This window comes from Actinomadura nitritigenes, assembly GCF_017573545.1.
GTDB classification, from domain to species: Bacteria; Actinomycetota; Actinomycetes; order Streptosporangiales; family Streptosporangiaceae; genus Spirillospora; species Spirillospora nitritigenes.
On sequence record NZ_JAGEOK010000026.1, the window covers coordinates 96,595 to 110,765 of the forward strand.

The window sequence follows — 14,171 nt, forward strand, 5'->3', positions numbered from 1 at the left end:
CCGGACTCGGCGACCCGACCGTCGGCGCCGAACACCAGGTACCGATCGAAGTCGGCGGCGAACCAGCGGTCGTGCGTGACGGCCAGGACGGCCGCGGAGCAGGACGCGAGCCCGTCCTGCAGCGCCTCGTCCGGCCGCGCAGGTCCGGCCGCGCGTGCGTCTGGACGAAGTGACCGGCGACGACCCGCGCGCCGAGCCGCGCCTCGCCGCGGTGAGGCACGTCCGCTCCGGCGAGCAGGCACAGGAACGTCGGCTTTGTGGGCGTGCCGTTCGCCGTGGCCCCGGCCTGCTTCTTCGCCAGATTCGCGTTCTGGCCCACGCTGGAGTTGGTGAAGTACGCCGCCCGGACGACGACGGGAACCCCCCGGCAGCGGGCTGCCGATGCCACCGCCGAGGCCCTGCGGTGGTCGTGGGCCCGGCGCGACATGAGCGGCTGGGACGACGCCGAGTGGTACCAGTACCTCGAGGCGAACGAGCTGATCGGCTGGACGACGGCGGCGCTGCGACTTCCCGGAGTGAGTCCGTCCGAGGCCGCCGCCCGGGTGGAAGAGATCGCCGAGCAGAAGTGGGACGGCTGGTCACCGTGGACGGCGGATGAACTGCCGGCACCGTTCGCCGCCCAGGCAGCGCAAGCCGTGGCGGACTGTGTGACGACGAGCGCGGCTACGTCTTCCTCGGCACCGTCACCGCAGCCGCCCTCGTCATCTGACACCGATCGACCGGACAGGGCCGAGGAAGCCTGCCCGACTCGACCGCCTTCTGGACGGGATCGCCCACCGCCTTCGATCCGGCGGTTCCGCGTCTGCGGGGAACGCGTGGCGCCCGGCCCCGGAGAGGCGGGGCCGGGCGCGGGCGGGGGTTCTCAGAGGACCTTGCTGAGGAACGCCTTCGTGCGCTCGTTGGACGGGTGGTCGAGCACGTCGGCGGGCCGCCCGGACTCGACGACGACGCCGCCGTCCATGAACACCACCCGGTCGGCCACCTCGCGCGCGAAGCCGATCTCGTGCGTGACGACGATCATGGTGAGGCCCTCCTCGGCGAGGGTCTTCATCGTCTCCAGCACGTCGCCGACCAGCTCGGGGTCCAGCGCGCTCGTCGGCTCGTCGAACAGCATCAGCTTCGGCCGCATCGCCAGCGCGCGGGCGATCGCGACGCGCTGCTGCTGGCCGCCGGACAGCTGCCGCGGGTAGCCGTCCGCCTTGTCGGCGAGGCCGACCTTGGCGAGCAGTTCGCGGGCCCGCTCGCGCGCCTCGGCGCGCGGTTCCCCGCGAACCCCGGTGGGCGCCTCGATGACGTTCTGCAGGACGGTCAGGTGCGGGAACAGGTTGAACTGCTGGAACACCATGCCGATCTCGCGGCGCTGCCGGGTGACGTCCCGCTTGCGCAGGTGCCGCACCTTCCCGCCGGACGCGCTGAACCCGATCAGCTCGCCGTCCACGTGCACCGAGCCGCCGTCGATGGTCTCCAGGTGGTTGACGCACCGCAGGAACGTCGACTTGCCGGACCCGGAGGGGCCGAGGACCACCACGACCTCGCCGGGGTCCACGTCCAGGTCGACGCCCTTCAGCACCTCCAGGTGCCCGAACCTCTTGCGGACGCCGCGGGCGCGGACCATCGGGACGCCGGTGCGCGGCGCGCCCTCCTTTCGCGGCGCGTCCTTCTCCAGCGTGCTCAAGCGATCACCTCCGGGGGCGGGACGGGACGGCGGCGCCGCATCAGGACGAAGTCCCAGAAGCCCTGCCGGGCGTCGCGGGTGGCGCCGCGCGCGTAGCGGTGCTCGATGAACGACTGCCCGACGTACAGGATCGAGGTGATCACCAGGTACCAGAGGCAGGCGACGAGCAGCAGCGGGATGGTCTGGAACGTCCGGTTGTAGACGGACTGGACGGTGTAGAGCAGGTCGGCGAGCGCGATCACGCTGACCAGCGAGGTCGCCTTCAGCATGTTGATCACCTGGCTGCCGGTGGGCGGCACGATGAACCGCATCGCCTGCGGCAGGACGATCCGGCGGAACGTGCGCACGCCGCCCATCCCGAGCGCCTGCGCGGCCTCGGCCTGGCCCGGGTCGACGGCGAGCAGCCCGCCGCGGATGATCTCGGCCATGTAGGCGGCCTCGTTCAGGCCGAGCCCGAGGATGGCCGCGACCAGCGGCGTGATGAGCTGGTTGGTGCTGCCGTGCGCGAACTCCGGCCCGAACGGGATCCCGACCGAGATGCGCGGCAGCAGCGCCGACAGGTTGTACCAGATCACCAGCTGCACCAGCACGGGGATGCCGCGGAAGAACCACACGTAGAGGCCGCACGCCACGCGCAGCAGCGGGTTGTCCGACAGCCGGCCGACCGCGAGCAGGATCCCGCCGGCGATGCCGACCGCCATCGCGATGACCGTGAGTTCGAGGGTGATCGCGATGCCGTCCCCGATGAGGGAGGCGTTGACGTAGCGGCCGACCACGTCCCACTGGAAGTTGTCGTTGGTCCACAGCAGGTGCGCGAACTGGGCCGCGAGGACCAGCACGACCAGCGAGGCCACCCACCGCAGCGGGTGCCGGACGTGCGCGGCGCCCGCCACGTCGACGTCGGCGACGGTGTCGCCGGAGCGCTTCTCGGTCATGGTCACCGCCGGTTCACCCCTCCCTGGGCGCCAGGTTCACGCCCGGCGCGTCGAGCATGTTCGCGGTCAGGCCCCATTCGGTCATGACCTTCTTGTAGGTGCCGTTCTCCACGAGCTTGCGCAGCGCCCGCAGCAGGACGTCCTTCAGCGGAGAGTCCTTGGCCACGACGGCGCCCTGGTACAGGTCGCCGAAGCCGTTGGCCTTGCCGGTGCCCGCGAGCTGCAGGTCGTCGCCGGACTGCTTGACGAAGTAGCCGAGCGGCGCCTGCGAGGAGAAGAAGGCGTCGGCGCGGTGCGAGCGGACGGCGAGGGTCGCGGTCGGCTGGTCCTTGTACGACTGGACCTGCACGGCCGGCCTGCCCTGCTGGACGCACGTCCCCGACTGCTTCTTGACGACGTCCTCCGCCGAGCCGCCCGCCATCACCGAGATCTTCAGCCCGCAGGTGTCGGCGATGGACCCGATGTGCTTCGGGTTGCCCTTCGGGACGGCGAACACGACGAACTCGCGCACCCAGTCGACGAAGACGTTGTCGCCCTCCCGCTCGGGGAAGTCGCCGATCGGGCCGAGCGCGAAGTCGTACCGGCCGGCCTTGATGCCGGTCAGCTCGCTCGGCAGCCCGTCCACGGTGACGTGCTCGATCTTCACACCGAGCAGTTGGCTGAGCGCGGTGGCGAGGTCGGCGGACGCCCCCGACAGCGACCGGCCGTCCGACCCGGCGATCTCGTACGGCGGGAACGAGCCGTTGTTGACCGAGATCAGCTTGCCGGACGCCTTGTTCTTGGCGGGCAGCGCGTCGTGCAGCCCGTGGTCGACGGTCTGCCGGAGGTCGGCCTCCTTGACGCCCCGCGCGGACTTGCCGCCGCCGAGGATCCCCTCGGCCTCGGGCGGGTTCGCGCCGCACGCGGCCGTCGCGGCGAGCAGCGCGCCCGCGAGAGCGGTGGAGATCGCCGTGCGGCGCCTCATGCCGTCTCCTTCCTGGGCCGGATGGACGGGTCGACGCGGAAGCGCCGGTTCGCGAGCACCGGGAGCCTGCGCCGGGCCTCGTCGAGCTCCTCGCGGTCGGCGACCGCCCACAGCAGCCCGGGCCGGTCGGCGAGCCGGTCGCGGACGGTGCCGAGCGGGTCGACGACCATGCTCGCGCCGATGTTGCGGCGGCCGCATTCGCCGGAGGCCGCCACGTAGCAGGTGTTCTCCAGCGCCCGGGCGGTGACCATGACCTCCCAGTGCCGCTCCTTGGCGGGGCCGCGAACCCAGGCCGCCGGCAGGGCGAGCACCTGGGCACCCGCGTCGACCAGCAGCCTGGCCGTTTCCGGGAATCTTACGTCGTAGCAGGTCATGAGCCCCACCCGCCAGCCGGCGCAGTCGAACACGACCGGCTCGCCGTCGCCGGGGCGGACCCGGTCGGACTCCCGCGCGCCGAACGCGTCGTACAGGTGGACCTTCCGGTAGACGGCGACGATCCCGCCGTCGCGGATCGCGGCGAGGGTGTTGTGCACCTTGCCGTCCCCGGCGGGCTCGTGGACGCCGACGACGACGGTGGTGCGCGAGCCGACGGTGTGCTCCAGCAGGCCCGTGACGAACGGGCCGTCGAGCGGCTGCGCGGCCTCGGCGATCCGGTCCGGCTCGTCGATGAACAGGGCGAGGGAGTCCTCGGGCAGCACCAGCAGGTCGGCGCCGCCCTCCACCGCGCCGTCGATGAGCGTCATGCAGGTCTTGAGATTGGTCTGCCAGTCCTCGGTGGAGGCGAACTGGCCCACGGCGATCCTCACGCGAAGACCTCCTCGGCCTTGATGGGGCGGGGCGCGATGCCCTGCTCGTGCAGTTCCTCGCAGAACGCCGCGACCATCGCGGCGTTGGCGCCGGCGCCGTACGGCATCCAGTCGTCGCCGAAGAGGCGCGCCTGGGTCTCCAGCTCGTCCAGCAGCCAGGGCGTGGTGTCGGTGAGCAGCCGGCGGCGCTGGAGCCACACCCGCTTGGACTCCTCGAAGGCGTCCTGCAGCGCCTCGGGGAGCCACGGGTGCTCGTCGGCGACCTCGCGCTTGAGCGCGAGGATGTGGATGCCGGGGACGAAGCCGGTGCAGGCGAAGTACTCCTTCTCGGCCCGGCGGTGGTCCTCGTACAGGTGCCGGAACCGGCTGTGCCCGGTGAACATCTCCGGCGGCATGAACGGGGTGAACACCGCGTCGAAGGTGCCGTCGGCGAGCCCGTCGATCAGCGAGCGGTCCGCGACCCGCACGTTGGCGGGCAGCGGGCGCGCGCCGAGCCGGTCCTTGCCGGTCTCGCCGGCGGCGAGCGGTCCGACGCGCCACCGGATCGCCGACAGGTCGACGCCCTCGGCGCGCAGCAGGGCCCGGGTCCAGGTGTTGCCGGAGTCGGGCCAGCCGGTCAGCCCGATCGTCGCCCCGGCCAGGTCGCGCGGCGCGGCGAGGGCGCTGTCGTTCCGGACGAGCACGCAGCGCTGCCGGAAACCGCGCATCACGAACACCGGCAGCCCTGCGAGCCGCTCGTCGCCGTCGCCGCGCCCGAGGGCGTAGCGGCTGAAGGACGTCTCGCCGCCGTCGAGCCCGGGCTCGGCGAGGACGTCCGGGGTGATCTCCCGGGTCTCGATCTCCAGCGCCACGCCGCGGGCGCGCACCCGGCCGGTGAGCAGCGGGACGAGATGGTCCCAGTCCCGCAGCGCCAGGCGAATACGTGGAATCGGCACAACGCTCCATTTCCGCATGTAACAGGGGTTTTGTCGCGCTCGGGGCGCGATGGGTCCCGACTTTAGGGCGCGTTTGTACCGCGTACAATGGGTGTTTTGTTACTACACAAAGTTTCGCGCGGAGGGCACGTGATCGACGCGGCATGGCTGGCCGAGCGCATCGGGGACCGCACGGCCCGGGGCATCGCCGCCTCGATGACCACCCTGATCCGCAGCGGGGAGCTCCCCGCCGGGACGCGGCTGCCGACCGTCCGGGGGCTGGCCGCCGAGCTCGGGGTCAGCCCGGGCACGGTCGCCGACGCCTGGTCGACGCTGCGCCGGCACCGCGCCGTCAGCGCGCAGCGGCGCCGCGGCACGATCGTGATCGGCCCGCCGGACATCCCGCACCCCGCCCGCTACGAGCGGATCGGCAAGTTCGGCAACCGGCTGGCCGTCGACCTCGCGATCGCCGCGCCCGACCCGGCGCTGCTGCCGCCGCTGGACGCCGCGCTCGCCGCGGGCGCCCGCACCGCGCGGCTCAACGACTACACCCGGGAGACGATCACGCCGGCGCTGCGCGCGGCCGTCGAACCCGCCTGGCCGTTCCCGCCGGCGGGGATGCTCGCCGTCGGCGGCGGCTACGAGGGCGTCCAGCTCGTCTGCCAGACCGTCGCCGTGCCGGGCGACCGCGTCGCCGTCGAGGACCCGACCGGCGCCCGCCTGCTCGACATCCTGGAGGCGCAGGGCGCGGAGGTCGTGCCGGTCGCCTGCGACGACGAGGGCCCCGAGCCGGGCGCGCTCGCCGAGGCGCTCGCCACCGGGCCCGCCGCGTTCGTCTACCAGCCACGCGCCCACACCCCGCGCGGGCACGCGCTGACCCCGGCCCGCGCGGCGGCCCTCGCCGAGCTGCTCGCCCCGACCAACACCCTCGCCATCGAGGACGACGGCACCGGCGAGGTGTCGTCCTCGCCGGCGGTCAGCGTCGGCGCGCACCTGCCCGAGCGCACCGTGCTCGTCCGCTCCTACTCCAAGTCCCACGGGCCGGACCTGCGCCTCGCCGTGATCGGCGGCGCGGCGGAGCCGGTGGAGCGCGTCCGCGTCCTGCGCAGCTTCGGCACCGGCTGGACGAGCCGCATCCTGCAGGACGCGCTGGCGCACCTGCTGACCGACCCGGCGGCCGTCGCGGCCGTCGGCCGGGCCCGCGCCGCCTACGCCGAACGCCGCGAGGGCCTCGCGTCCGCGCTCGCCGAACGCGGCGTCCGGACCGGCAACCGGGACGGGCTGATGCTGTGGGTTCCGGTCGCCGACGAGTCCGCGGCCCTGGTCACGCTCGCGGCGCACGGGGTCGCGGCCGTCCCCGGCAGCCGCTACCAGGTCGTCCCGGCGGACGCCCACGTCCGGATCGCGACCGGCCGCCTCCCCGGCGCCCCGCTCAGCGTCGCGGAGCTGGCCGACCTCGTGGCGCTGGCGGCGCGTCCGCACTGACCGGAGCGGCGCCGGGGACGAGGCCCGGCAGGTCCTCGGCGTGCATCTGGAGATAGGCGGCCAGGGTCTCCGGGATGAGGTCGACCGACGCCAGGCCCGCCGGCGTGCAGGGGAAGCGGTCGACGTCGTACCGTCCGTTGGACGGGTCGTCGAACTCGGGGCCGTGGCGGCGCGACAGGTCCATCGTGACGAGCCGGCAGACGTAGAAGACGTTGAGGCGGTGCAGTTCCGGGAGCTGCTCGGCGCACGCGAACACCTGCCGGACGGGACCGGCGGTCGCGCCGAGCTCCTCGTCCAGCTCCCGGCGCAGCGCCGCCTCCGGACCGGCGTCGGTCGGCTCGATCTTCCCGCCCGGGGTCGTCCAGTAGACGGCGCGGCCGGGCACGGTGCGGCGCAGCAGGACCAGGTCGCCGCCGTCGAGCAGGAGCGCGCGGACGGCCCGCCGGACGCGGGGCGCGGGCGCGGGTCCGGGTGCGGCGGTCATGAGTTGAGGTAGGCGAGGACGGCCAGGACGCGGCGGTGGCCGCTGTCGGTGGGCGGCAGGCCGAGCTTGGCGAACACCGCGCCGATGTGCTTGCTGACCGACCGCTCGGTGATGACGAGGGTGGTCGCGATCGTCGCGTTGTCGAGGCCCTGCGCCATCAGCCCGAGCACCTCCCGCTCGCGGGGCGTGAGGGCCCGCAGCGGGTCGCTGCGGGCGGTCATCAGCTGGGAGACGACCTCGGGGTCCAGCGCGGTGCCGCCGGCGGCGACCCGGGCGAGCGCGTCGAGGAACTCGTCCACCCGGCTGACCCGGTCCTTGAGCAGGTAGCCGACGCCCTCCGCGCCCCCGGACAGCAGCTCGGCGGCGTAGGTCTCCTCCACGTACTGCGACAGCACCAGCACCGGGAGCCCGGGGATCCGCTTGCGGGCCTCGACGGCGGCGCGCAGCCCCTCGTCCCGGAACCCGGGCGGGAGCCGGACGTCCAGGACGGCGGCGTCGGGCCGGTGCTCCAGCAGCGCGGGCAGCACCTCGGGGCCGCTGCCAGCGACGGCGGCGACCTCGTGCCCGTCGGAGGTCAGCAGCAGCACCAGGCCCTCGCGCAGGAGCACGTTGTCCTCGGCGATCACGATCCGCACGGCAGGTCCGCTTCCAGCGTCGTCCCTCCCCCGTCGGGGCTGTCGATGCGGGTGGTCCCGTCGAGCGCGGCCACCCGGCGGCGGATGCCGGCCAGGCCGCTGCCGCGGCCCGCGTCGGCCCCGCCCTTGCCATCATCGCGCACTCTGATGAGCAGCCGGGCCCCTTCGCGGCGGACGGTGACGGACGCGGTGCGGGCGCCGCTGTGCTTGGCGATGTTGGTGAGCGCCTCGGCGACGACGAAGTAGGCGGCGGCCTCGACGGCGGCGGGCGCGCGGCCCGCCTCGTCGAGGTCCATCTCGACCGGGATGTGCTGCCCGGCGGCGAGCGCGCGCACGGCGCCGGCGAGGCCCCGGTCGGACAGGATCGGCGGGTACACCCCGCGGATGACGGTCCGCAGCTGCGCCAGCGCCTCCTCCACGCCGTCCCTGGCCTCCAGGAACAGCGTGCGGGCGGCGGCCGGGTCGGCGTCGAAGCGGCGGTCGGCGAGGCCGAGCCGCAGCGCGGCCGCGACCAGCTGCGCCTGCGTCCCGTCGTGCAGGTCGCGCTCGATGCGGCGCAGCTCGGCGCCGTGCGCCTCGAGCGCCTCGGCGCGGGTCTCGGTGAGCTCCTCCACCCGCTCGGTGAGGCTGGTGCGCCGGGTGGGGCGCAGCAGCACCTCGGCCAGCCGGGCCTGCCAGCGCACGAACCGCGGCACCAGCCACAGCAGCGCCGCCAGGTCCAGGCCCGCTTGGAGGAACGGCAGCGTGAGCGCCTGCGGCCAGGTGTACAGGTCCACGAAGGCCGACACCGAGCCCTGCGGCGCGGCCCACCACCACAGCGGTATGGACGCCGCGTACGGGATCGCCGGCCAAAGGCCGACCGCCATCACCGCCATCACGAGGCCGGTGTAGCCGTGCGCCGCCATCCACGCGATGTCCCGCCACAGCGCCGGCGACCGCACGATCCGGCGCGCCTCCCCCAAGCCCGCGTCCTCGCGGGACGGGTACGGCTCGGGGATCTCGCGGCCGAGCACCCGGCCGGCCCGGCGGCGCTCGGCGTTCGCGAGCGCGCGCAGCGGCTTCACCGCGTCCGGCAGCCACGGCAGCGTGACGACCAGCAGGGCGAGGAACACGAGCAGGGGCGCCACGCCGAACAGCGCGGGCACGGTGATGCGCAGCGCGCCCACCAGGCGGCCCGTCGCCTCCGCGCTGCGCCGCAGCGCCGCCGTCACGCTCATCTGTGCCCTTGTCATGTCGCCTCTCGGCCCACGCTATGCGAGCGCGCAGCGAGGCGCACCCGGGCCAGGTCCCCTGCCGATGGTGTAGCCCGCTACACCATCGATCGGGGAGTGCGCACCGATGTGGCCGGACCGCCCTGGAACCTAGGTTCGTCCTGGTGAGAGCGGGTTTCCCACGGAGGGCGAGCATGACGACGATGACGGCCGAAGCGACCGCGGTGGCGGTGCGCCTGGAGTCGGTCACCAGGACCTACGGCGCGGTGCGGGCGCTGGACGACGTCACCTGGACGTTCCCGCGCGGCGGGTTCACGGCGGTGATGGGCCCGTCGGGCTCGGGCAAGAGCACGTTCCTGCACTGCGCGTCCGGCCTGGACAGGCCGACCGCCGGGACGGTGCGGATCGCCGGAACCGACCTCGGCCGGCTCGGCGAGGCGAAGCTGACCCGGCTGCGCCGCGAGCGGATCGGGTTCGTGTTCCAGGCGTTCAACCTGATCCCGTCCATGGACGTGGAGCAGAACATCACGCTCCCGCTGCGGCTCGGCGGCACCGAGCCCGACCCGGCGTGGCTGGACGAGGTGGTGCGCCGGGTCGGGCTGGCGGACCGGCTGCGGCACCGCCCGGCGGAGCTGTCGGGCGGGCAGCAGCAGCGCGCCGCGGTCGCCCGGGCGCTGATCACCCGTCCCGAGGTGGTGTTCGCCGACGAGCCGACCGGCGCGCTCGACCCGCGGTCGGCGCGCGACGTGCTGCGGCTGCTGCGCGAGGCCGCCGACCTGACCGGGCAGACGGTCGTGCTGGTCACCCACGATCCGCTGGCCGCGGCGAACGCCGACTCGGTGCTGTTCCTCAACGGCGGCCGGATCGTCGACGAGCTGTTCGCGCCGTCCGTCGCGGCCGTGATGAACCGGTGGGAGTCGCTGTGAGGAGGCTGGAGGGGAAGGGCGCGTTCGCGGGCGTCTTCGCGGCACTGCTGTTCGCGGCGGTCCTGGTCGGGGCGTGCGGGGTGCTGCTGGAGTCGGCACTGCGGGCGCACGCGCCGGTGGACCGGTACGCCGCGGCGGACGCGGTCGTGACGGGCCCGCAGAACGTCACCCAGCGGATGAAGCGGGTCGGCGACGATCCGGAGACGCAGAGCAGGCCCCTCGCCGAGCGCGCGCGGGTCCCGGTCGCGGCGGCCGGGGCACTGCGGTCGGTGCCGGGCGTCCGGGCGGTGGTCGCGGACGTGTCGTTCCCCGTCCTGACGTCCACCGGGCGCGCGGTGACGGGCCACGGTTGGGAGTCCGCCGCGCTGCGCCCCTTCAAGCTGAGCGAGGGCCGGGCGCCGCAGGGGCCGGACGAGGTCGTGCTGAGCCGTTCGGCCGGTGTGCGGGCGGGTTCGACCGTCCGCTTGCAGGCCGGCGGCGCGCCCCGCGCGTACCGGGTCACCGGACTGGTGTCGTCCGGACCCGCGGCGGCGTTCTTCACCACCGCGACCGCAGCGGCGCTGAACGGGCACCCCGGGCAGGCGGACGCCCTGGCGGTGCTCACCCGCGGGAAACCGGACGCGGGCGAGCTGCGCAAGGCGGCGCCCGGCCTGACCGTCGCGACCGGCGCGGCGCGCGGCGACGCCGAGGACCGCGCCGTCGCCGCCGCGAGGCCCGACATCGTGGAGATCGCGGGGTCGTTCGGCGGCGTCGCCGTCATGACCGCGCTGGTCGTCGTCGGCGGGCTGATCGTGCTGTCGGTGCGGGAACGGGGGCGGGAGTTCGCGCTGCTGCGCGCGGTCGGCGCCACGCCCTGGCAGGTGCGGGGGCGGCTCGTCCGCGAGACGGCGCGCGCCGCCGTTCCGGCCGGGCTGATCGGCGGCGTCCTGTCGCTCGGCGCGGGCGCGGCCATGCACGCCGCGATGGTCCGCGAGGGCGTGCTCCCGGACGGGTTCGGGCTCTCGCTCACCCCGCTGCCGGCGCTGGCCGCCCTCGCCGTCACGGTCCTCGCCGCGACCGCGTCCGCGCTGCTCGCCTCGCTGCGCGTCTCCCGGATCCGTCCGGTGCAGGCCCTCGGCGAGTCGGCCGCCGAGCCGCCCCGGCTGCCCCGCTGGCGCGTCGTCACCGGCATCGTCCTCCTCGTCGCCGGCGCGAACGCGCTCGGGGTCGCGGCGGTCACGACCGGGCCGACCGCGAGCGCCTCGCTCGGCGGGCTGGTCATGGCGCTGGTCGTCTCCGTCGCGCTGCTCGGGCCGCTGCTGGCCCGGGCCGGCGAGCGGGTCCTCGGACGCGCCGCCGCCGCGCTGTCCCCGGTCGCGGGGCGGCTCGCCCGGCACGCCGCGAGCGCCGCCGCGCTGCGCGCCGGCTCGATCATGACGCCGGTCACGCTGGCCGTCGCGTTCGCCGGGGTCCAGCTCTTCGCCCAGTCGACGATCGCCCACGCGACCACCGCGCAGTTCGCCGCCGGGAACCGGGCCGACCAGGTCATCGTGGCAAGCGGGCCGGGACTGCCGCAGAGCGCGGCGGAAGCCGCGCGGCGCGTCCCGGGCGTCACCGCCGCGACGCCCGTCAAGCGCACCACGGTCGTCATGGCCGTCAAGGAACTGGGCGAGAAGAACCTGCGGTCGCTGACCGCCCAGGGCGTCGGCGCGGACGCCGCCGCCACCATGGACCCGAAGGTCGCCTCGGGCAGGCTCGGCGCGCTGCGCGGCAACGCGGTGGCGCTCAGCCGCGACGTCGCGGCGGGCCTCCACGTCGGCTCCACCGCGCCGCTGTGGCTGGGCGACGGCACGCGGATCGACGCGCGGGTCGTCGCGGTGTACGAGCGGGGGCTCGGCTTCGGCGACGTCCTCCTCCCTTACGACCTGGTCGCCGCGCACTCGTCCACGTCGCTCGACGACCACGTCCTCGTCCGCGGGCACGCCGACCTCCGGTCCGTCACGGCGGCGTACCTGGGCGCGCAGGCCGTCGGCCGCGACGCCTTCGGCGCGCGGCTGTCGGACGAGACCAGGCTGCAGGGCTTCATCAACTACGTCGTCGTCGGCGCGATCGCCGGGTTCATCGTCATCGGGCTCGTCACGACGCTGGCGCTGGCGACCGGGGCGCGGCGCCGCGAGTTCGCGCTGCTGCGGCTCGTCGGCGCGACCCGCCGCCAGGTGCTGCGGATGCTGCGGCTGGAGGCCCTCATCGTGCTCGGCACCGGCGCCGCCGCCGGCTCCCTCATCGTCGCCGTGGTCGTCCCGGCGTTCGCGACGGCGGTCACCGGACTGCCGCTGCCCGCGGTGTCCCCGGTGACCTGCGCGGCGATCCTCGCGACCGTGGCGGGCTCCGGCGCCGCCGCCGTCCTCCTGCCGGCCCGGGCGATGCTCCGCCGGCGCACCTCCCCGAGAATCCACTGAAAGGCGCACACCATGAACGGCACCGGCACTACCGCCCGCTGGACCCTGTTCGGCCTCCTCCTGGCCGTGAACGTGGTCTCCAACCTCACGCTGAAGGGCACCTGGCTGGAGATCCCGGTCAGCGTCCTCACCGGTCTCGGCGTCGTCGCCGTCGTCCTCGACCACCTCCTGCGCGGCCGCCGCCGGGAACGCTGACCCCCCGGCGCGCGGGCCGCCCCCGGCCGGCCGAACCCTCCGCTCGTCCCCCGGGCGGCCCGCACCGCCGTTACCATCTCGGAGTGCCAAGATCCCGTTGGCATGCTCTGTACCGGAACGGCGTGAAATGGATGATGTCGAGATCCGGCGGCACCTGCCGGGCAACCTCCCGCAGCTGTTCGCCGACGGCGCGGACGGCGCCGGCCCGGGCGCGGACGGCGCCGCCGGGCGGACGCTGTCGGTGCCGCTCCCCGAAGGGGACGTGGTGTGGCCGGACCCCGGCTACCCGCAGCGGCAGCTGCTGATGCGGCCCGCCTTCTGGCTGAGCGACGAGCCCGTGCACGGCGAGCTGTGGGGCCGGCTTCGCGCCGAGCACTCCCGGTCCGGCCTGTGGCCGCTGCTCCTCGACGAGACCGACCAGCCGTGGGCGTCCGGCCAGATCGCGCCGGAGCCGGTGGCGGAGATCGGCAACTACTCGCCCGACGCGTTCCTGTACGAGGTGTGGGCCGACTGGGCGGAGCAGGCCGCCGACGACGACCACGACGAACTCGCCCCGTTCGGGCGGCACTGCCCCGGCCCCGCCCCCGCCGGCACCCTGCTGGACGACCCGGACGCCGTCGCCGACCGGTACGCCCGCGCCCTCGGCGCGCGCGAGCCGTCCCTCGGGCTGGTCGCGGTCGAGCGCGGCGCCGACGCGATCGCCGCGGTCGGCTGGCAGGGCGCGCTGAACCACAACGAGTGGACCGCGCCGCTCGCCGCCGTCCTGCGCGGCTGGGAGGAGCGGTTCGGCGCGCGCGTCGTCGGGCTCGGGTTCAACACGCTGGAGCTGAGCGTCGCCGCCCCGCCCGTGACCACCCGCCACGCGGTGCACGTCGCGGCGGAGCACTGGGCGTTCTGCCCCGACATCCTCTTCCAGGGCCCCGGCACCCTCGCCGGCTACGCCGAGGAGATCCGGGGCAAGACGCACTGGTCGTTCTGGTGGGACTAGCGCCGAGCATCCGCAGCGGCGGGTGGGCGGTCAGCGCGCCGATCTCCTCTGGCGAGCGCGGCCCCTCAGGGCGGTACCAGCGGCAGACCCGTGGCCCGCGCCTGGACGGACGCCCGCGTCACCCGGATCCGGGCCGGCTCCAACGAGATCATGAAGAGGATCATCGGCCGCGGCGCCGGCCTCTGACCCGCGCCGCCACGGCCGGCCGGGACCGCCGGCCGTGGCCGGGCGCGCTCCGGTGCGGCCTCAGCCCTGGCGGCGCCTCTTGGACGCCGGCTCGCCGTAGCCCGGCTTCGGGGCGGGCGAGGTGTCCTGCTGCTTGCCCCGGTGAATGCGGTCGAGCCGCTCGGCGTGGTGGTGCGGCTGGTGCTTCGGCGCCGAATGCGGCTGCTTGGACGCGCCGGTGGTGACGTTCCGGGCGCTCGGGGCCTTCCCCTGCTCCCTGGCCTCGCGGGCGGCCTTCCGGCGCTGCTCCACGTTCCCTTCCATCTTCTTGCCGGCCATGGCTTCCCCCC

Annotated in this window: 15 protein-coding genes; 6 read left to right on the forward strand and 9 right to left on the reverse strand. The window is 74.8% G+C overall.

The window, feature by feature from the left end; all coding sequences use genetic code 11:
* Positions 1-862 precede the first annotated feature (862 nt).
* From J4557_RS34055 to J4557_RS51830, 5 genes are read right to left on the reverse strand one after another with little or no spacing between them, the layout of a single operon-like run.
* Positions 863-1,615, reverse strand: a complete 753-nt coding sequence (locus J4557_RS34055; protein ID WP_208270946.1) for an amino acid ABC transporter ATP-binding protein — start codon at positions 1,613-1,615, stop codon at positions 863-865.
* Positions 1,616-1,671: 56 nt separating this feature from the next.
* Positions 1,672-2,610 carry an amino acid ABC transporter permease gene (locus J4557_RS34060; RefSeq protein ID WP_208270947.1) on the reverse strand — a complete coding sequence of 313 codons (939 nt, stop codon included), beginning with the start codon at positions 2,608-2,610 and terminating at the stop codon, positions 1,672-1,674.
* A 13-nt stretch (positions 2,611-2,623) separates the two neighbouring features.
* The gene (locus J4557_RS34065) at positions 2,624-3,574 is read right to left on the reverse strand and encodes an ABC transporter substrate-binding protein (RefSeq protein ID WP_208270883.1); all 951 of its coding nucleotides are present in this window, start codon (positions 3,572-3,574) and stop codon (positions 2,624-2,626) included.
* Positions 3,571-4,380, reverse strand: coding sequence for a nitrilase-related carbon-nitrogen hydrolase (locus J4557_RS51825; RefSeq protein ID WP_307800367.1), 810 nt, complete (start codon positions 4,378-4,380; stop codon positions 3,571-3,573). The genes J4557_RS34065 and J4557_RS51825 overlap by 4 nt, the downstream gene beginning before the upstream one ends.
* Positions 4,377-5,315, reverse strand: coding sequence for a substrate-binding domain-containing protein (locus J4557_RS51830; RefSeq protein WP_243776768.1), 939 nt, complete (start codon positions 5,313-5,315; stop codon positions 4,377-4,379). The genes J4557_RS51825 and J4557_RS51830 overlap by 4 nt, the downstream gene beginning before the upstream one ends.
* A gap of 129 nt (positions 5,316-5,444) precedes the next feature.
* On the opposite strand from J4557_RS51830, the gene J4557_RS34075 reads away from it, so the two are divergent.
* Positions 5,445-6,779 carry an aminotransferase class I/II-fold pyridoxal phosphate-dependent enzyme gene (locus tag J4557_RS34075; RefSeq protein WP_208270884.1) on the forward strand — a complete coding sequence of 445 codons (1,335 nt, stop codon included), beginning with the start codon at positions 5,445-5,447 and terminating at the stop codon, positions 6,777-6,779.
* Here J4557_RS34075 and J4557_RS34080 read toward each other — a convergent pair.
* From J4557_RS34080 to J4557_RS34090, 3 genes are read right to left on the reverse strand one after another with little or no spacing between them, the layout of a single operon-like run.
* Positions 6,727-7,263, reverse strand: coding sequence for an NUDIX domain-containing protein (locus J4557_RS34080; protein ID WP_208270885.1), 537 nt, complete (start codon positions 7,261-7,263; stop codon positions 6,727-6,729). The genes J4557_RS34075 and J4557_RS34080 overlap by 53 nt on opposite strands.
* A complete protein-coding gene (locus J4557_RS34085; RefSeq protein ID WP_208270886.1) occupies positions 7,260-7,898 on the reverse strand; it encodes a LuxR C-terminal-related transcriptional regulator in 639 nt (212 codons plus the stop codon). The genes J4557_RS34080 and J4557_RS34085 overlap by 4 nt, the downstream gene beginning before the upstream one ends.
* Positions 7,886-9,115, reverse strand: a complete 1,230-nt coding sequence (locus J4557_RS34090; RefSeq protein WP_208270887.1) for a sensor histidine kinase — start codon at positions 9,113-9,115, stop codon at positions 7,886-7,888. The genes J4557_RS34085 and J4557_RS34090 overlap by 13 nt, the downstream gene beginning before the upstream one ends.
* A 188-nt stretch (positions 9,116-9,303) precedes the next feature.
* Between J4557_RS34090 and J4557_RS34095 the strand changes: the two genes are divergently transcribed.
* From J4557_RS34095 to J4557_RS34115, 5 genes are all read left to right on the forward strand, one after another.
* Entirely contained in the window at positions 9,304-10,035 is a 732-nt protein-coding gene (locus J4557_RS34095) for an ABC transporter ATP-binding protein (protein ID WP_208270888.1), read from the forward strand.
* On the forward strand, positions 10,032-12,473 hold the full coding sequence (locus J4557_RS34100) for an ABC transporter permease (protein ID WP_208270889.1): 2,442 nt from the start codon (positions 10,032-10,034) through the stop codon (positions 12,471-12,473). The genes J4557_RS34095 and J4557_RS34100 overlap by 4 nt, the downstream gene beginning before the upstream one ends.
* A 12-nt stretch (positions 12,474-12,485) precedes the next feature.
* Entirely contained in the window at positions 12,486-12,668 is a 183-nt protein-coding gene (locus J4557_RS34105; protein WP_208270890.1) for a hypothetical protein, read from the forward strand.
* Between the two features lie 127 nt (positions 12,669-12,795).
* On the forward strand, positions 12,796-13,656 hold the full coding sequence (locus J4557_RS34110; RefSeq protein WP_208270891.1) for a DUF4253 domain-containing protein: 861 nt from the start codon (positions 12,796-12,798) through the stop codon (positions 13,654-13,656).
* A gap of 48 nt (positions 13,657-13,704) precedes the next feature.
* The gene (locus tag J4557_RS34115; RefSeq protein WP_243776802.1) at positions 13,705-13,842 is read left to right on the forward strand and encodes an acyl-CoA dehydrogenase family protein; all 138 of its coding nucleotides are present in this window, start codon (positions 13,705-13,707) and stop codon (positions 13,840-13,842) included.
* 60 nt (positions 13,843-13,902) lie between these two features.
* Here J4557_RS34115 and J4557_RS34120 read toward each other — a convergent pair whose 3' ends face one another.
* On the reverse strand, positions 13,903-14,160 hold the full coding sequence (locus J4557_RS34120; protein WP_208270892.1) for a hypothetical protein: 258 nt from the start codon (positions 14,158-14,160) through the stop codon (positions 13,903-13,905).
* Positions 14,161-14,171 lie beyond the last annotated feature (11 nt).